The sequence below is a fragment of the Burkholderia mycopellens genome, from assembly GCF_964265025.1.
In the GTDB taxonomy this organism is placed as follows: Bacteria; Pseudomonadota; Gammaproteobacteria; order Burkholderiales; family Burkholderiaceae; genus Burkholderia.
The window spans coordinates 679,512-697,971 of record NZ_OZ183803.1 but is presented as its reverse complement, the minus strand read 5'-3'; the positions used below and the strand labels follow the sequence as shown (position 1 = coordinate 697,971).

Sequence of the window (18,460 nt, the reverse complement as noted above, 5' to 3'; positions counted from 1 at the left end):
GAATCACCTGATCTGAACAAAAGCAGGATTTCCTGTATCGCCATAGTGTGTCCATGTGTAATACATCTCTCCTGTTTGACCGTTTACCACGATACGATTAGTACCCGCACCTGTAGTGCCAGGTGATGGTGCAACCCGATATTCCTTGTATGGAGACGTGGGGCCTTGATCTCCAGGTAAGTCCCCAGCCCAATTCTTAAACTGCGTGCCCCATTTCTTCGACAAAGGTCCAGTGGGCACTGTGCCAGTGTCGATGTGGCTCAAGGTATTCAACAACGCTGACTCTTCAGCTGCCGGCAACGATCCCGGGGCAATTCGCGCAATTGGATCTTTCGATGTCCCTGCCGTCGGACCGCACGTCAAACCCCATGGATCAATCCAAGCCAGCGGATTCGGCCCATATCGATACTGATTCAACCCGCCCGCCAACCCGATCGGGTCCGGTGTGATAAACCGACCGATGTCCGGATCGTAGAATCGAAAGGTGTTGTAGTGCAGCCCGGTTTCACGATCCAGATACTGCCCCTGGAAACGCAGATTCTGTGGTCGCGGCACGTGAGTTGGTGCCGGCGCCAACGCTTGCACATTTCCCCACTCCGGTGTTGGCAACTGCGGCGCCCGCGCGATCCACTCCTCCTGCACCGCGTTACCCCAAACCTTGTAGCGGGCCTGCCAGATCAACTCTCCGTCCGCGTCAGTCAGCTCCTCCGGCAACCCTGACACATCGTTGTGGAAATAGTAGACCGCATCCCGTGCATCGGCATCGTTAGCCGCCGGCTTGCCCTGATCGATCCGCGCAAGCGGCACATAACTATTGGCCTCGTACAAGTACGTCAGCGCTTCCTCACCCTGGCGATCGTGATACGTCTCCTGCACGAGCCGCATGCCGTCCCACAGGAAATCCGTACTCGCATAGCCGCCATTGAGCTTACGAATCCGACGGCCGAACGCGTCGTATTCGAAATGCGTCGTCGCGATGCCGAGACGGTCCTTCGTCACGACGGTCTTCAACTGACTCCAATCGTCGTATTCAAGAACCAGCTCTTTCGCAGGCCCGTGACCGCTCAGCTTGCGAACCAGCCGTCCATACGAGTCGTACTCGAAGCGCTTGTCCTCGAACATCTTGAGCCGGTTGTGCTCGACGTAGCCGCCCGGGTAATCGCTCGACACCAGGTTGGCCGCCGCGTCCCAGCGAAACACTTCCGACGGCAATCCCGGCCCCGCCGCCTGTTCAATCCGACCAGTCGGATCATATTGATAGCTCGTCGTGCCGTGACGCTGATCTCGCTTCTGGATCACGTCGCCCGCCGCATCGTATTGCCACTGCTTAGCAAGCAGATTGTCAGCCGCCCGTCCGCGCTGCGCAGCGTGCCGCGCACGACGCCCAACCGCGTCATATCCGAAATGACTGGTCAGCTTGCCCTGCGTTCGCAGCACTTCCCGATGCAGATCATCGCGCTCGATGTCGGCAACGGCAGCACCGTCAAAACGGATCTGGTGCACGTGTCCCGAGCCGTAATGCAGCCAATCGATCGTGCGCTCGCCCGAGATTGTGGTGCTGACACGGTTGCCAAGCTCGTCGTACGTATGCGCGAGCCAGCCGGTCGGCGTGTATTCCTCGAGAACCGCTCCGCGCGCGTCGTATTTCGAGCTGACCCGATTCTTCAGCGACGGGCCACGAGCGGCCAGCGTGTACAACTCGGCAGATGCGATTCGGCTCGCCTTGTCGTACAGGTACTCACAACGTTCACGCGCAGCTTGCTTCGCCGTCAGTCGCCCGATCGCGTCGCGCTCGTATCGCGTCTCGATCTGTCCATCTCGTACGATCGTGCCTTGGCCGCACACATCGTATTCGTACGTGCGCTTGTGGCCATCGAGGCCGATCTGCGCAGAAACCAGATCGCGACGGTCATACTGAAAGCGATACGCCTCGCGATTTTCGTTGGTCAAACTCGCGAGCCTGAACGCAGCGTCGTAACCGAACCGCACGACACGATTAGCCGCGTCCGTCCGTGACAGCAGCAAGCCGCGCGGATTGAGTTCGTAACGCGTGCTGCGCTGATTCGCGTCAACGACCTCGACCAGACGCCCGGCCGCATCGTATCGGAACATCTGACGCGCGCCATCGGCCGTTCCGATCCCCGTGACCCGCCCCATCGCATCCGCTTCGTACACGGTGGACTGGCCCGCCGCATCGGTCACACGCGCAAGCGCGCCACGTGCGTCATACCCAAACCGCGTGACCTTGCCGGAACAATCGGTATACGAAGTCAGCTGCGCACGACCATTCCACTCGAGGAACTTGTAACCACCCCGCGCATCGCGGATCGTATGCACCAGCCCGCGCTCGTCCCGGTGATATTCGGTCGCAAATCCCGCCGGATCGCGCGTCATCGTCAGGTTGCCGCGATCGTCGTAGCGGTAGATCCAGCGCGAATTGGCCGGATCGGTTTCCGCGACAGGCAGGTCGTAGTAAGCGTTCCACTCGGTCCGCTCAACCTGCCCGAGCGCGTCGATACGCTGCGTCTGGCGCCCCCGCTCGTCATATTCGAAGCGCGTCGTATGCCCGGCCGGATCGGTCGTACTGACCAACTGCCGCATCGCATTCCACTCGAGTTGCCAAACGTGGCCTTCCGCATCCGTATGGCTCGTCGGCTGCTGATCCTCGTTCCACGTCCACTGCGTCACGCGGCCGATCTGGTCGGTGATCGTCACCGTACGCTGCGCAAGATCCGCATTGAACGTGTACGCCTCGCCGTCATCGGTCCAGTGGCGCACGACACGCGCGTCGCGGCCGACGCCCTGCCACGCATAAAAGCACTGCAGGCCGCCGCGCAATGTGTGCTGGATCATCAGCCCGTGTTCGTAGGCGAAGCGTCGCCCGGTGTGGCCACTGCGATCGGTAACGGCCACCAGCTCGCCGGCATCGTTGTACGCATAACGCACCAGCGTGTCGGGTTGCTCACCGTCCACGCCACGCGTCAGCTCGATCGCGGCAATGCGTCGAGGGTGCGATTTATCGTAGGCCAGCGTCAGCATGCGCCCGGCGCTGTCGTGGAGCCGCGCAGGCCGCGCAACCTCACCAGCCGCCTCTTGCTCCACCTCAATCCAGTTGCCGTTGCGATCCTCGAGACGCCACAGCTTGAGCGTCTCGCTGTCCGCATCGGTGCGGGCACGGCCGAAATCACGATACAGCCCGTCGACCGTCTCGACCACGTAGTGCCCGCCGGCAGTACAGATCAGGTAAATGCCTTCGGGAACGCTGAAATGGCTCTCGCCCGGCGACACGGCCGGGAACACGATGTCGCGGCCCTGCTCGTCCCAATACGTGATCGACGTGACCTCACCATGCTCACGCGCAAGCCGCAGCTCAACGCTGATCGGCACGCTCCAGCCCGGCCCGAACAGGCTGTCAGCACGATCATCGTGACTGCTGTAAAAACGTCGCCACACGATCGGCAGCGGGCCGGGCAATGTGAAGTCGGTATCGTCCGTGCCATCGAGAAACTTGCCGCCGGTAATGACGTTGACCGGGTGACCGGCCGACGGCCTCGCCAAACTGCCTAGCCAAGTACCGAAGGCGCCGGCCGCAAAATTGATCGCGAGACAAGGCAGCTTGCCTTTCAGAAACTGCCCCCAGCTCATCTTCCCGCGGCCACACACCGCCAGCGCAATCCCGAGCGCCGCACCCAACCACCCGAGCCGGCTCGCCGACTTGACGTCCCTGACCCGCTGCGTGCCGCCGCCGATGAAAACGTTGTCGGAACCTTCGGCAATCGTCCCGTCGCAAGTCGTCTTGTCGCCGACCCGCGCGGCCGGGTGATCGTTGATGTAAACGCTCCCCGACCCGTCGGCAATCATCTGCGGCCCGGGATGATCCGTACACGCGACGGTATCGAGATCCCCCGGCCGCGCCGCGCGCGCAGCCGCCTTGTTATTGACATAAACGTTGCCCGAACCGCTGGCGATCTTGCCTTTGATCTCGGGCGGCGCGATCGAATTGGCCAGTGCCTTGGCGCCGTCGTCGATGGCTTCGTTCATGCCGCTCGCTTCCATCAACGCGCCCGAGCCGACCGCCACGCCCACGCCGATCGCGATCACCAGCGGCGTCGCCAGCCCTGCCGTGCCGATTTCGAGCGCGGCCAGGCCGACGAACACGAGCCCCTCCATCGCCTCCGCCACCAATGCGCCGACAACGGCGCCGCCGATCACCGACCCGACCGTGCCTGCAAGCTCACCCCAGAACGACGTGTGCTGGATCGGGTCTTCGAAGCGCGCGGCCGCGAAGTGTTCCGCGCTCACGACGCATCACCCGGGCCGAGCAGGGTCGGTCGAGCCGCGCGCGGCTGGAAACTGGCGAGCATGCGATCGGCGATCGCCTGCTGCTCGTCGGTCAGCGGTGCCGCGCTGGTCAACGTCATCACCAGCACGCGGCCGGCGTCGTCCGACGGAAACATGGTCTGCAGTTGATGCCAGAGCCGGCCATCCCGCTCGAGCGTGGAATCGATCTGGACGCCCGACCGGCCCGCCACCGTCACAGCCCGGCGCGCCTTCTCGGTCAGCATCTTCGCGTCGCGCGACGCTACTTCCCATTCACGCGCGACGAACGCATCGATACCTTCCCCGTCGCGCAGCCGCCCACGGGCGATCACGAGGTTGAGGCCGCCGGGGCCGGCGTTCATCACGAGGATGTTGACGGTGCGGTCGAGCGCCGCGTCCGGCAGTTCGAACGTGCCTTCGTGGATAGCGTAGTGCATGGTTTTTTTCGTGTTATTTGTTGAGATCGATGCGCTGGCCGTTGACCATCACGCCGTCGTCGGTCATCAGGATCACGGAGCCCTTGTGCTCGAGGCGAATGCCTTCGGGCGCGAGCGAAATCGAGCTGTCCTGCACCTTCAGCAGGATGCCGCGCTCGGCCACGTAGACCTGCGTGCCGCCGCCCCCGTCCTTGGCAGGCGTCGTCACCTCGACGGTGGTGGCGGTCGTACTGCGTTTCTCGGCGATCGTCTCGGTCAGGTTGCCCTGCGGAATCTGCTTTTCTTCGCTCCCGGTCGCCACCAGGACGGTACGCATCGGCCCGAGCACCTTGTGCGTCTCGTTGTTCTCGACGACGGTGTTCATGTCCTTCTGCGCGTGCATGAAGAATTCCTGCGCGCCGTTCGTGTCGGTCATGCGGATCTCGTTCGACCCCTGCCCCTTGTGCGTCTGGCTCTTGATCCCCATCGTCTGGCCGGCGGCCCCGTGGTACGGGTTGCCCTGCTCACCGTTGAACACGCGGCCCACGATCACGGGATTGTCCGGATCGCCCTGATTGAACGCGACGAGCACTTCCTGCTTGATCCGCGGAATGGCAGCCGCCCCCCAACCGTCACCCGCCCACGGCTGCGACACGCGCACCCACATCGAGTCGGAGCCGTCCTTCTTGCCACGCCGGTCCCACGGGAAGTTCACCTTCACGGCGCTCCCGTTGGTGTAGATTTCCTCGCCCTTGGGACCGACGACAATCGCCGACTGCGTGCCATGAATCACCGGTTTCGGCGTAGCACGCGGCGCACGATACGGAATCTTCTTCGGCAGCAACGCGAAGCTGTTGCGGTACGGCAATTTCGCGCTGTGCTGCGTGTAGTCGTTCACCGCCTCGTGACGCACGTGCAGGATCACGTATTCCTGGTTGTTCTCGAGGACCGGGTGATTCGCCACGTTGACGGCGCCGGCAGTAGTCATGCGCCACGCGTAGCCGCCGCCGGTATAGCGATGGGCCTGCGCCTCCTCGGCCTCCATCGCAAAACGCGCGTAGCGGTTGCCGTCGTCGCCGTGGTCGTACAGCGACTGGTGCTCGAACCGCTCGGTCGAGTCGAGCCGCGCGTGCTTGAGGTTCTGCGGGCCGGCTTCCACCAGCATCAGCGGCGACGACGGGTTCTGATGATTGAAATCGCGGAACGTGACCTTCCCCACGCCGAAGCGCCGGCCTTCGTGCAGCTGGTCGATGCCGCTGTCTTCGCTCGCCTCGGTGGCGGCGAACGGCACAGTTGCCAGCCCGTCGATCGGGCGGAACAGCAAATTCGTGTCGCCGATCACGAGAACATGCTTGTCCTTCTCGTAGCGATGCGTCCAGACCAGCCCTTCCTGCTCCATCAACCGCGCGCAGAAGTTGTAGTAGGACTCCTGGTACATCACCACGTATTCGAGCGGCTTCTGGCTCGTCCGGATGTCGAACACGAAATCGGAAAATCCGTGCTCCTGGAAAATCTCGGTGAGGATGTCCTGCGCGGTCTTGTTCTGGAAAATCCGGCAGTCGGTCGAGCGCGTCAGGAACCAGAACCACGGCACGGCCGTCAGGTGGTACTGCGTGACATTGCCGGGATTGCCGGCCCGGTCGAACGACGCGACGTAGCCGTCGAAATAGCGGTCGTTGTCGCCGGCACCCGATGCAACGACGCGTTCGAGCGTCGACAAGCGCGCCTGCTGATCGAACCGGATCTTGACCTGCTGGCCGATCAGGTCGTCGGGGCGCAGGTCGTGGCGGTGCGACAGCAGGTCGAGGTGGATTTCCGGCAACCGGTTCACGTATTCGTCGACCACGGCGGCGCTGACCAGCAGCACGTCCGGGCCGAGCGGCGTGTCGAGCGTGACGTAGCGATTGAGCTGGGTCAGGCGCGCGGGGTTGGCGGCGCCGTTGATTGCTTCGGCTACCGCGCCGGGCGTCTTGTCCATCAGCGAGAAGCCGGTTTGCGCGAGTTGCAGCGCACGCTGGACGGTGTCGACGTGCCCGGCCAGGCCCGCGAGCGGCCCGACGCTTCCGGCAACACTCGAGGCGACCGGGCCTGCCAGGCCGCCGAGCGCGCTCAAGGAGCCGAGCGCGCCGCCGCCCAAACCATTGGGAATACCCCCGTTCGGAGCGAAACTCATTCTTGTTCCTTGCGTGTGATCTCAGGTTCCGTGGGCCGGCTGGCCGGCCCGAAGCCCCGTTAATGTAGGACAATTTCCGACCGCGCGAAAGGCACCCAGCAAACGTTTCCGTTCGCGCCCCGAAAATCGAAAAAACCGGGGCAGCGGCTGGACGCCGGGGCACGGTTGGCCACGGCGCAGCGGCGCGCCGGTTTGCGCTGAAAACAGCACAATCTGCACGAAACTTGTGACAGGAACGTAGGGGGCGAAGCATCTCTCGAGCACGTGCGCGAGTCCGCCGAGACTGAAGCCGGCGAAATGCGGCTCGTCGACCACCCATCGCACTTCGAGCCCCTGCACGAACGCCGACGCAGGCTTGCGGGGCATCCAGCGCCGAACGCGCGCAGCCGACAACGAGACGAGCGCATCGAAGCACCGCCCGGCGTCGACCGAGGATTCCGCCCGGCGGGCGCAAAGCCGCGTCAGTTGGATCAGTCCCGGTCCGACGCTACGGAACAGGTCCGCGTCGGACGTCTGACGAACCGTGTCGACACTGACAACCGACCGTAGCGTGACATCCCGGTATCGGTGTTTTCAGCGACAGGGTGAGCAGTTCGCTTGTCGGCGGACGACGCACGCCCCCTCACCGCGGCGAAACCACGATCGCCGCCCGCCGATTCTGCGCCCGTCCGGCCGGCGTCCGGTTATCCCCTACCGGATCGCTCTTCCCTTTCCCGGCGATCGCAATGCGCTTCGGATCCAGCCCGACATCGACAAGCTCGATCGCCACGACCTCGGCCCGCCGTCTCGACAGTTCGAGGTCATAATCAACCGCCCCCTCCTGATCCGAGTACCCATAGACCCGTACCCCGTTAATCCCCGCCGACCTGAGCGTCCGCCCGATCCTTTCCACGATCCGCCGCACGTCGGGCTTGAGGTTATACCGATCGAAGTCGAACAAAATCGGCCCGGTCGAACCGAACTCGAACCCTGCTCCGGTTTCCTGGAAACCGGCCGACTTGAGCACCGTGACCTGCGTCTGCGTCAGGCCGCGGTGAAGCGGCGGCGCCTTGCAGCCCGCGAGCAGCATGCACAGCAACAGCGTGCTGCCGATGCCTATCCGCCCCATGCTCACAGGAAACGCGTTTTTCATCATCGCCCCCTTCGAGGGCGCCCGCATTGCGAGCGCATTTTTTCATTGAACCGCCGCGGCCTCGCCCGCAGCGGGAATCGACAACCATCAGGCCGACCCGACCACCCCTTCAGCCAACTGCCACGACCCCGGCCGCGCACGCTTGGCGCGGTACATCGCGGCATCCGCCGCACGCAGCAGGCCGCCTGCGTCCGACGCGTGATCGGGATACAGCGCAACGCCGGCACTCATCATGGTGGCCACCATGCGGCCGTCGGACAGCTCGATCGACGGCGCCATGCCGGACAGAATCTCGTCGGCGACACGACACACGCTGCCCGCTTCGCGCACCGCCGGCAGCATCACCGCGAATTCGTCGCCGCCCAGGCGCGCGACCAGATCGGTCTCGCGCACCTGCTTGCGCAGCCGCGCCGCGACGCCGATCAGCACCGCATCGCCGGCGTCGTGACCGAGACAGTCGTTGATCTCCTTGAAGCGGTCACAGTCGAGATACAGGATGGCGACGCGCTGGCCCGTCACTCCGGCTTCGCGAAGCGCCAGCGCGAGGCGCGACTCGAACTGCGTTCGGTTGGGCAGGCCCGTGAGCGCATCGTGCGTCGCCTTGTGTTCGAGCGACGCGTTCTCGTCACGCAGCGTGTTCTGCCAGCCTTCGAACTCGTCGAGCAACGCATTGAAATCGTCGCCGAGCTGGTTCAGTTCGGCGATTGCAACGGGCTCGACCCGCTGCGCGAACGCACGCTCGCGCCGCACGGCGTGTGCCACGCTGGCCAGCGCGCGCAGCGGTGAAACGATGTTGCGCAACAAGCGCTTCGAGCTGACGTACGCGCCGAGCACGCTGACCGCCAGGCAACCGAGAATACCGCCGACGCCACCGAGCAGGAAGCCGAAGAACTGATGCCCGCGGCCGCGCACGACGACGTGGCCGACGACGATGCCGTCATGCATCACCGGAACCGTCACGGGCCCGGGCAGCGCAAGGTCGGCGACGCCGCGCTCGAGCCGGGCGACCCCGTTTCCGGCGGGCAGTTGCCACGTCGCGAACGGTTGGCCCTTGCTGTCCGTGACCACCACCTGCGCGACGTCCTCGTCGCCGGCGATCAACCCGATCGCCTCGCTCGCCGCATCGTGGTCGCCGAACACGAGCGCCGCCTCGACCGTATAACCGAGCGAGCGCGCCAGCAGGTTCAGGTTGTTGCCGGCATACGCACGCAATGCGATCACGGCGACGACGATCAACGACACGGCGGCCATCGTGACGGCAACGAACGCAAGGCGCAGGTGCGCGCGACGCAACACGCTTTGCAGCGTCGGGCGCGCCACGCGCGAAGGGGAAAAGTGAGGCGCAAACCGTGTCATGGCGCCCCCTGCCGTCGCGCGAGATTGAGTACGTTCGGATGCACGCGCACACCGCTGCGCGCCACGGCGTCGAGATTGATGTCGAACGACACGCGTTCGCCGTCGATATTGAGGCAGAACATGCTGCCTGCGGTGCAGGACGGATCGTGTTCCGCGATCGTCAGGACCGGATGGCCGGCCACCGCGGCCCTCACACGCGTTCTCTCGTCGTTGCCCAGGGCGCCGAGATAGACGACGTCGCAGGCGATGCCGAGCGACGGATCGTCGAAGCGAACGCGCTGCACGTCGAGGAGCGTCGAGCCTGCCTGCAGCGTATCGGTCAGGCCGCGCGCGTAGTCGGGCCGGCCCGTCACGCACAAATGCAGGCGCACCGGCGTCGTCGGCCAGCGCGTGAAGCTGATGATGCCCAGCACGACCTGACGCACGGCGGAGTCATGTGACGAAACGGCGGAATCGGGAGGATCGGCAGGGCTCGCGGCGGCGACGATACGCACGGTGTCGGCCGCATCTTCCGCGTCTGCCTGCGCCCCGGCGAGTACCGCCGGGGCCGCACCCAATGCGCAAACGATTGCCAACAGCGCGTGGCGCAGCCAAGCGGTACGGCCGGATCGTACCGCCTTCCGTGCGGCGATGAGCGCCGCACCCATCGGCATCGTTGCAGTCGCAAGACTACCCGCCGCCGCGCACACTTTCGCATCCATGATGGCAACATCCGCTGGCGTTGCTCCGGCGCTGCCTCCTGCCTCCCTCCGTGCGCGAGCAGGCACCGTATCACGCGCACGATTGCTTCATCTTAGGTAAAAATTCGCATCACCAACCAGTGGGAAACACCCGCGAGAACGGTCTGAAAGTATGCGGAATCGGTACTCGCGTCAGCGGGTGTCGATGCAGCCTCGACGCCGGTGGATTGATCAGCGGATTGGACGCGCGTGCACATCAAACTTCATACGTTCTTCAGCGGCGTGCGGGATCGTTTTTCAGTGCGCGCCGTTTGCGCACGAGCATGAGCACGACGGCCGCGCTCACGAAACACACGCACGCGACGACGGTCACGACCATCACGAACACGACGACAGCGTGTCGTCGGTCGGTATCGAAGTCGATGCGGACGTCGATCTCGACGCGCTCGAAACGTGGCTCGGCGAACTGCGCCGCACCGATACCGCGAACCTGTTCCGGATGAAGGGCATGCTCGCCGTGCGGGGCCGCGCGCAGCACTACGTGCCGCAGAGTTTGCACGGCGTGATCGTACTGCGCGCCGCGCAAGCGTGGGGGTGCGAGCCGCACTCGTCACGTCGGCGTTCGAGATCGTGCCGGTGCTGACGATGGTCGTCGTGATGATCGAGTAACAGGCGACCGGGATCGCCGCTGACGACACGGTGTCGATCGTCGTGTGGAAAACGCCGAGAATGGCGGCCGTCGATACACGCGTGCCGGCACAGTGGGGCGCGCTGTTCTCGATGAATTGATGCGCGCCGTGCCCGCCGCGAGTATGCTTGTGCTTCGAACGCTCTCCAACTCCAACACGCGGCGGCACGGCGAACACGACACCGATGCTCCGCCAACCGTCATTCACCACCCTCGATGGATTTCGACGTCATCGTTCTCGGCGCAGGCATCGTCGGCGTCTGCGCAGCACTCCACCTGCAGGATCGCGGGCGCAAGGTCGCCCTCGTCGATCGCGGCGCGCCCGGCGAAGGCACGAGCTTCGGCAACGCGGGGCTGATCGAGCGCTCGTCGGTCGAACCGTATCCGTTCCCGCGCAGCCCGTTCACGCTGATGCGCTATGCGCTGAACCGCTCGACCGATCTCTACTGGCACAGCGCGTCGCTGCCGGCGTTCGCGCCATGGCTTGCACGTTTCTGGTGGGAATCGGCGCCGCTGCGTCACGCGGCGGCGTCGCGCGACATGCTGCCGCTGATCGAGCGCTGCATCGTCGAACACGACGCGCTGATCGCGCGGGCCGGCGCCGGCGAACTCATCCGCGCGAACGGCTGGCTGGAAGCGTTCCGCACGCCGGCCGCATTCGAACGCGGCGTGGCAGAGGCCGGACTCACCGCCCGCCGCCACGGGCTCGGCATCACGCCGCTCGATGCGGCCGCGCTGCTCGCGCACGAACCGAGCCTCGCGCCGGGCTTCTGTGGCGCGCTGCACTGGCTCGACCCGAAAAGCGTCGTCGATCCGTCCGCGCTCGTCAAAGCGTACGCACACCTGTTCGTGCAAGGCGGCGGCACGCTGCTGACCGGCGACGCGGCAAGCCTCGATGCGTTGTCGCCCGGCTGGCAGGTCAGGACGCAGGACGGCATGGCCGCCGCGCCGGCCGTGGTCGTCGCGCTCGGGCCGTGGTCCGACACGGTGTTCGGCAAGTTCGGCTACAAGATCCCGCTGCGCGAGAAGCGCGGCTATCACATGCACTACGCGCCGTCCGCGCGCGGCGTGCCGTCGGCGCCGATCGTCGATCGCGAATACGGTTACGTGATCGCACCGATGAAGCGCGGGCTGCGGCTGACGACCGGCGTCGAGATCGCGCGGCGCGGCGTGCCGCCGACCGGCGTGCAGCTCGAACGCGCGGAACGCATCGCGCGCCCCGTGTTCGGTTTCGGCGAACGGCTCGACCCGCAACCGTGGCTCGGCTTCCGGCCGTGCACGCCCGACATGCGTCCGGTGATCGGCCCCGCGCCCGCGCATCGCGGGCTATGGTTCGCGTTCGGGCACAACCATCACGGGCTGACGCTCGGCCCCGTCACGGGCCGCCTGCTGGCCGAGATGATGACGGGCGAAGCGCCGTTCACAGATCCGGCGCCGTATCGCGTGGATCGCTTCTGACCATGTAGGGCATCACGGCGCGCTCAATCGAGCGCGCGCCCGAAGATGCGGATCACTTCGTCAAGATGCTCGGCCATCGCGCGGCGTGCGGCGTCCGGATCGCGTGCGCGGATCGCATCGAGGATCGCGCGGTGCTCCAGTTCTGAGCGGTGCGGCATGTCGTCCGGCATGTACAGCGACTGCAGCCGCTGGAACATCAGGTCGTACTTGTGCGCGAGCAACTGCTTGATCATCAGCGCATACGCGGCGTTGTCGCTCGCCTCCGCGATGCGAATATGAAACAGCCGGTCGCCCGGATGCGTGAGCGAACCGCTGCGGTTGTCTTCCTGGTTACGCAGGAACGCCTCGTGGATCCCTTCGATCTGCTCGTCCGAGCCGTGCTTCGCGGCCAGCGACGCCGCTTCCGGCTCGATCAGCCGGCGCGCCTGCAGCAGCGCGAACGGCGGGATTTCGGTATCGAGGTCGAGTGCGATGCCGAGTTCGGGATCGATCTCGACGATCGTGAACGGCGCGGCTTTCGTATCGGGTTCGGGTGCCGCTGTGGCTTCGGGGTGGCGCACCTTCACGCCATCGCCGACGCGCACGCTCACGAGCCCGCTCACTTCGAGCGCGATCAGCGCCTCGCGCACCGACGTGCGCGATACGCCGAACTGTTCGGCGAGTTCGCGCTCGGGCGGCAGATAGCTGCCCGGCGGAAAATCGCCGGACGCGATCATCGCACTGAGCTTGTCGGCGATCTGCTGGTAGAGGCGGCGGTTCTGAATCGGCTGGATGGACATACGTTGAGGCTGGTGATCGGTTTCGTTCCGGACGGTCTGACGAATCGAACAGACCGTTCGCGCCTATTCTATATGCCGCGCTTCGCCACGCCCGGCACCGCATAGCAACGCGCGGCGGTGCCGCCCCACAGCGCGTTGCGCTCGGCCGCCGACAGCCGCGATTCGGCCCAGCGCTCGACGATCGACGCGACTTCGTCGTACGACGCGGCCAGCAGGCACACGGGCCAGTCCGACCCGAACATGAGCCGCTGCGGGCCGAACGCGTCGAGCGCCGCGTCGAGACACTGCTCGATATGCCGGACGTCCTTCCCGCGCAGGCCGCGCTTCCAGTCAGCTTCGGTCACGAGCCCCGACAGCTTGCACGCGACATGCGGCAGCGCGCCCAGCTCGCGCAACGCGGCGCGCCAGCGCGCGAGCGCGGTGTCGTCGCGCTCGAAGTCGGCGAGCGCGGGCTTGCCGACGTGATCGAGCACGAGCCAGTGCGCGTCGTGCCGCGCGCAGAACGCATGCACGTCCGGCAACTGGCGCTCGAACACGAGCACGTCGTACACGTAGCCGTTCGCCTGCAGCCAGGCGACGCCGCGATTGAAGCCCGGCTCCGCGACGAACGCGCCGGCATCGGCTTCGTCCTGCACCTGGTGACGGAAGCCGCGCAGCTTCGGGCTGCGCCATTCGGCGACACGCTCGGCAAGCTCCGGCGCGGCGAGATCCTCCCAGCCGACCACCGCCGCGATGCGCGCATCGTCGCGCGCGAGATCGAGCAGGAACGCCGTCTCGTCGCGCCCGGCGCGCGCCTGCACCGCGATCGACGCACCGATTGCCTGCGCGTGCATCAGCGGCCACAGCGCATCGGGCAGGTAGTCGCGCGCGAGCACCTCCATCCCGGCGCCGATCCACGGGTAGTCGGCGGCGCGATAGCGCCAGAAGTGCTGATGGGAATCGATACGCACTGCGCCCATGATGCCCTCGTGTTCGGTCGGCGCGGCGGCGGCGCGCGCCACCGCCGCCCGACGCAACGCTCAGTCGTACAACACCGCCGCGATCTTCGGATCGTCGATATTGGTCTTGTCGTACCAGTAGAAACCGGTATCGATGACCTTCGGCAGCTTCTCGCCCTTGATCGCCTTCACGGCTGCCTCGACCGTCTTGTAGCCGATTCCGATCGGGTTCTGCGTGATCGCGCCGGCCATCAGCCCGCTGCGGATCGCGTCCTTCTGCTGCTTGCCGGAATCGTACCCGACGATCACGACCTTGCGCTTCATCTCGCGCACGCCGTTGACCACGCCGATCGCCGAGCCTTCGTTGGTGCCGAACAGCCCCTTGAGCTTCGGATACGCCTGCAGGATCGACTTCGTCACCTCGGTCGACTTCAGCTGGTCGCCTTCGCCGTACTGAACGGTCACGACCTGCACCTTCGGATGCGCCGACTTCATGCGTTCGAGAAAGCCGTCGCGACGGTCGATGCCGGTGCGGCTCGTCTGGTCGTGCGCGACCACGGCCACCTCGCCTTCGTCGCCGATCAGCGCGGCAAGCTTGTCGGCCGCGAGCGACGCCGCGGCCTTGTTGTTGGTCGCGGCCGTCGTCACCGGAATGTCGCTGTCCACGCCCGAGTCGAACGCGATCACCGGGATCTTCTCGGCCTGCGCCTTCTTCAGCAGCGGCAGCGCGGCCTTGCTGTCGAGCGCCGCGAAACCGAGCGCGGCCGGCTTCTTCGCGATCGCGGCCGACAGCATGTCGATCTGCTTGTCGACCATCGCTTCGGTTTCGGGGCCTTCGAACGTTACCTTCACCTTGTAGTCCTTCGCGGCCTGCATCGCGCCCGCTTTCACGGCCTGCCAGAACTGATGCTGGAAGCCCTTCGAGATCAGCGGGATGTAGGTTTCCTGCGCCTGCGCGCCGGCCGTGACGCCGACGGCGAACGTCAGCCCGACGATCGCGTTCAACACCTTGCTCCTGATCACTTCGCGTCTCCTTTTTTCGTATCGACTGGAACGACTGGGACGCCGGCCGGAACCGGCGATGAAGCACATGCCTGCTCGAATGCGTCCGTTCAGCGGCGCCGCCGGCGCAGGATATCGACGTAGACGGCGAGGATGATGATCACGCCCGTCACGACCGTCTGCCATTCCTGCGCGACCGACATGATGCGCAGGCCGTTCGTCAGCACGCTCATGATGAACGCGCCGATGATCGTGCCGACGATGCTGCCCGCGCCACCCGACAGCGACGTGCCGCCGATCACGACGGCCGCGATCGCATCGAGCTCGTAGCCCTGCCCGAGCGCGGGCTGCGCGGAATTCAGCCGCGATGCGATCAGCAACCCGGCGATCCCGCACACCGCGCCGCTGAACGTGTAGACCGCGATCTTCCACGCATCGACGTTCACACCCGACAGCCGCAGCGCCTCCTCGTTGCTGCCGAGCGCGAACGTATAGCGGCCGAAGATCGTGCGGTTCAGCACGATCGACGCGCCGATCGCGACGAGGAACAGGATCAGCACCGCGTTCGGAATCGGCAGCGCCGGGATCAGGCTGCCGATCAGCGAATCCTGCGCGATCGACGTGAAGCCCGGCGTGTCGTTGAAGTAGATCGGCCGCGTGCCCGAGATCACGAGCGACAACCCCTTGAGCAGCATCATCATGCCTAGCGTCGCGATGAACGGCGGCACCTTCATCTTCGCGATCACGAAGCCCGATACGCAGCCCGACAGCGCGCCGAAGAACAGCGCGGCCAGGATCCCGAGCGGCAGCGGCATGCCCCAGTTCGTCAGCACGACGCCGGCCATCACCGCGCAAAACGTCATCAGCGTGCCGACCGACAGGTCGATGCCCGACGTGATGATCACGTAGGTACAGGCGACAGCCAGCACGCCGTTCACCGCGGTGGCCTGCAGGATCGCGACGAGGTTGTCGACCTCGAGGAAGTTCGGCGACGCGATGCTGAAGAACACGATCAGCAGCACGAGACTCGCGAACGCGAGCAGCTTCTGGCGCGCGGCCGGGTTGAAGAAGCGGGCTCGGAAGCCGGATGCGCCGGCCGGCGTGTCGCCGGAAGCGATAGGCGGAACGGGATGCGTATCGTTGGACATGATCGTAGGGGCTGAATCAGGACAATACGGTCGACTCGCGCTGCGTCGCGAGCTGCATGATCTTTTCCTGCGTGGCGTCGGCCGCGCGCAATTCGCCGGTCACGCGCCCTTCGCACATCACGAGAATCCGGTGGCTCATGCGCAGTACTTCCGGCAACTCCGACGAGATCATCACGATCGCCTTGCCGTCGGCGGCGAGCGCGTCGAGCAGCTTGTAGATCTCGCTTTTCGCGCCGACGTCGATGCCGCGCGTCGGCTCGTCGAAGAACAGGATGTCGCAGTCGCGCAGCAGCCACTTCGCGATCACGATCTTCTGCTGGTTGCCGCCCGACAGCAGCCGCGCCGGCTGCGTCACCGACGGCGTGCGGATCGCGAGCTGCCGCACATACGCCTGTGCGGTGTCGCGCAGCGCACGCGCGTCGAGAAACACGCCGCGGCGCACGAAGCGGCGCATGCTCGCCAGCGCGATGTTGTTCTGCACGTCCATCCCGACCGCAAGCCCGAAGTGCTTGCGATCCTCGGACAGGTAGCCGATGCCGTGCTTCACCGCATCGGCCGGCGCGCGGATCGTCACGGTCTTTCCGTGCACGCGGATCTCGCCCGCGTCGACCGGGTCCGCGCCGAACACCGCGCGCGCGACCTCGGTGCGGCCCGCCCCCATCAACCCGGCGAAGCCGAGAATCTCGCCGCGCCGCAGCGTGAAACCGACATCGCGAATCGCACGGCCGCGCGACAGCCCACGCACTTCGAGCGCGACGTCGTTCGCGGACGTATCGGGCGGCGTGCGCAATTCGGTTGCAAGCTGGCGTCCGACCATCATCGCGATGATCGCGTCCATCGACGTGTCCGCCATCGGCACGGTCGCGACATACTTGCCGTCGCGCATCACGGTCACGCGATCGGCGATCTGGCGCAGCTCGTCCATCTTGTGCGAGATGTAGACGATGCCGACGCCGTGCGCGCGCAGGTCGCCGATGATGCGGAACAGCTCGGCGATTTCCGCGTTGTTGAGCGCGGCGGTCGGCTCGTCCATGATCAGCACGCGCGAGTCGAACGACAGCGCCTTCGCGATCTCGACCATCTGCTGCTTCGCCACCGTCAGCCGTCCGACCGGCGTACGCGGGTCGAGATCGAGCCGCATCCGCGCGAAGATCGCGGCCGCGTCGCGGTTGAGTGCCGCTTCGTCGACGAACACGCCGAAGCGGCCGCGCGGCTCGCGGCCGATGAAGATGTTCTGCGCGACGCTCAGGTGATTCATCAGGTTCAGCTCCTGATGGATGATGCCGATCCCGAGCGCCTGCGCGGCGCGCGGATCGGCGATCTCCACCGCGCGGCCATCCATCCGGATCTCGCCGTCGTCGCGCGGGTAGACGCCCGCGAGAATCTTCATCAGCGTCGACTTGCCGGCGCCGTTCTCGCCCATCAGCGCATGCACTTCACCGGCACGCAGGTCGAAACGGCAATCGTCGAGCGCCTGCACGCCCGGGAAGCGCTTGCCGATACCGGTCAATGCGATCAACGGCGGCGCGGTGTTCGGGTTCAGGTCCGGTTGCATGGCGCACCGCCCTCAGCTGATCGCACGATCGAGATGCGTATAGCCGCCGTCGACGAACAGCCACTGGCCCGTCGTGTGCGATGCGCGCGCCGACAGCAGGAACACGGCCGTATCGGCGATTTCGTCGGCCGTCGTGAAGCGTTTGCCGAGCGGCACCTTGCCCGCGATGCCGGCCAGCTTCGCGTCGGGGTCGTCGAAGCCGGCAAGCCAGCTCCGGTAAAGCGGCGTCATCACCTCGGCCGGGATCACCGCGTTCACGCGCACGCCGTCGTCGCGCAGCGCGACGGCCCATTCGCGTGTCAAGGCGAGCTGAGCGCCCTTCGATGCGCAATAACCGCTCGTGTTGCCCTGCCCGGTGACGGCCGTCTTCGACGCAATGTTGACGATCGCGCCGCGCGTCGCCTTCAGGTGCGGCACGCAGTAGTGCGCCATCACGTAGTAGTGGATCAGGTTGCGTTCGAGCGACGCGACGAACGCGTCGCGACCGGCATCGAGGCCGATGCTGTCGTTGACGCCCGCGTTGTTGACCAGGCCGTCGAGTCGGCCGAAGCGCGCGATCGTTTCCGCAACCGCGTCGCGGCATTGCGCATCGTCCTGCAATTCGACCGAGATGCACGCGGCACGCGACTGCTTGCGCACGAGTGCGCGCCAGAACGCTTCGTCGGGCGCGTGGCGCGCGAACACCACCGGAATTGCGCCTTCTTCGGCAAGCCGCATCGAAATCGCGGCGCCGATGCCCGACGCGCCGCCGGTCACGATCACGACCTTGTGTTGCAGATTCAAATCCACTTCGCGTCTCCGTCGTTCATGTTGTC

At 65.7% G+C, this 18,460-nt stretch carries 14 protein-coding genes and 1 pseudogene; 2 read left to right on the top strand and 13 right to left on the bottom strand.

Annotated features, from left to right (window positions below; translation table 11 throughout):
* Positions 1-3 precede the first annotated feature (3 nt).
* The 7 genes from ACPTTC_RS21395 to ACPTTC_RS21365 form a co-directional block, all read right to left on the bottom strand.
* Positions 4-4,302, bottom strand: a complete 4,299-nt coding sequence (locus ACPTTC_RS21395) for an RHS repeat-associated core domain-containing protein (RefSeq protein ID WP_423393803.1) — start codon at positions 4,300-4,302, stop codon at positions 4-6.
* Positions 4,299-4,757 (bottom strand): DcrB-related protein, encoded by a 459-nt coding sequence (locus ACPTTC_RS21390; protein WP_423393802.1) that lies wholly within the window; start codon positions 4,755-4,757, stop codon positions 4,299-4,301. The genes ACPTTC_RS21395 and ACPTTC_RS21390 overlap by 4 nt, the downstream gene beginning before the upstream one ends.
* 13 nt (positions 4,758-4,770) lie before the next feature.
* Entirely contained in the window at positions 4,771-6,909 is a 2,139-nt protein-coding gene (locus ACPTTC_RS21385; RefSeq protein WP_423393801.1) for a type VI secretion system Vgr family protein, read from the bottom strand.
* Positions 6,910-6,930: 21 nt separating this feature from the next.
* Positions 6,931-7,374, bottom strand: coding sequence for a type VI secretion system baseplate subunit TssF (locus ACPTTC_RS21380; RefSeq protein WP_423395694.1), 444 nt, complete (start codon positions 7,372-7,374; stop codon positions 6,931-6,933).
* A gap of 157 nt (positions 7,375-7,531) precedes the next feature.
* Entirely contained in the window at positions 7,532-8,041 is a 510-nt protein-coding gene (locus tag ACPTTC_RS21375) for an OmpA family protein (protein WP_226196460.1), read from the bottom strand.
* An 87-nt stretch (positions 8,042-8,128) separates the two neighbouring features.
* Entirely contained in the window at positions 8,129-9,397 is a 1,269-nt protein-coding gene (locus ACPTTC_RS21370) for a diguanylate cyclase domain-containing protein (protein ID WP_423393800.1), read from the bottom strand.
* On the bottom strand, positions 9,394-10,098 hold the full coding sequence (locus ACPTTC_RS21365) for a YfiR family protein (RefSeq protein ID WP_423393799.1): 705 nt from the start codon (positions 10,096-10,098) through the stop codon (positions 9,394-9,396). The genes ACPTTC_RS21370 and ACPTTC_RS21365 overlap by 4 nt, the downstream gene beginning before the upstream one ends.
* A 307-nt stretch (positions 10,099-10,405) precedes the next feature.
* Between ACPTTC_RS21365 and ACPTTC_RS21360 the strand changes: the two are divergent.
* Both ACPTTC_RS21360 and ACPTTC_RS21355 read left to right on the top strand, forming a co-directional pair.
* Positions 10,406-10,693: pseudogene (locus ACPTTC_RS21360) on the top strand (GTP-binding protein); the annotation flags it as partial.
* Between the two features lie 288 nt (positions 10,694-10,981).
* Positions 10,982-12,223 carry an NAD(P)/FAD-dependent oxidoreductase gene (locus ACPTTC_RS21355; protein WP_423393798.1) on the top strand — a complete coding sequence of 414 codons (1,242 nt, stop codon included), beginning with the start codon at positions 10,982-10,984 and terminating at the stop codon, positions 12,221-12,223.
* 23 nt (positions 12,224-12,246) lie between these two features.
* On the opposite strand, the gene ACPTTC_RS21350 is transcribed toward ACPTTC_RS21355, so the two are convergent.
* The 6 genes from ACPTTC_RS21350 to ACPTTC_RS21325 form a co-directional block, all read right to left on the bottom strand.
* Complete coding sequence (locus ACPTTC_RS21350) at positions 12,247-13,002, bottom strand: FadR/GntR family transcriptional regulator (protein WP_175953151.1); 756 nt, start codon at positions 13,000-13,002, stop codon at positions 12,247-12,249.
* A 68-nt stretch (positions 13,003-13,070) separates the two neighbouring features.
* Positions 13,071-13,961 (bottom strand): amidohydrolase family protein, encoded by an 891-nt coding sequence (locus ACPTTC_RS21345; protein ID WP_423393797.1) that lies wholly within the window; start codon positions 13,959-13,961, stop codon positions 13,071-13,073.
* 60 nt (positions 13,962-14,021) lie between these two features.
* Positions 14,022-14,963: an ABC transporter substrate-binding protein gene (locus tag ACPTTC_RS21340; protein WP_011354234.1), complete on the bottom strand. Its 942-nt coding sequence runs from the start codon at positions 14,961-14,963 to the stop codon at positions 14,022-14,024.
* A gap of 89 nt (positions 14,964-15,052) precedes the next feature.
* Positions 15,053-16,090 carry an ABC transporter permease gene (locus tag ACPTTC_RS21335; protein WP_423393796.1) on the bottom strand — a complete coding sequence of 346 codons (1,038 nt, stop codon included), beginning with the start codon at positions 16,088-16,090 and terminating at the stop codon, positions 15,053-15,055.
* A gap of 16 nt (positions 16,091-16,106) precedes the next feature.
* Positions 16,107-17,645: a sugar ABC transporter ATP-binding protein gene (locus tag ACPTTC_RS21330; RefSeq protein ID WP_423393795.1), complete on the bottom strand. Its 1,539-nt coding sequence runs from the start codon at positions 17,643-17,645 to the stop codon at positions 16,107-16,109.
* A gap of 12 nt (positions 17,646-17,657) precedes the next feature.
* Positions 17,658-18,434, bottom strand: coding sequence for an SDR family oxidoreductase (locus ACPTTC_RS21325; protein WP_423393794.1), 777 nt, complete (start codon positions 18,432-18,434; stop codon positions 17,658-17,660).
* Between the last annotated feature and the right edge of the window lie 26 nt (positions 18,435-18,460).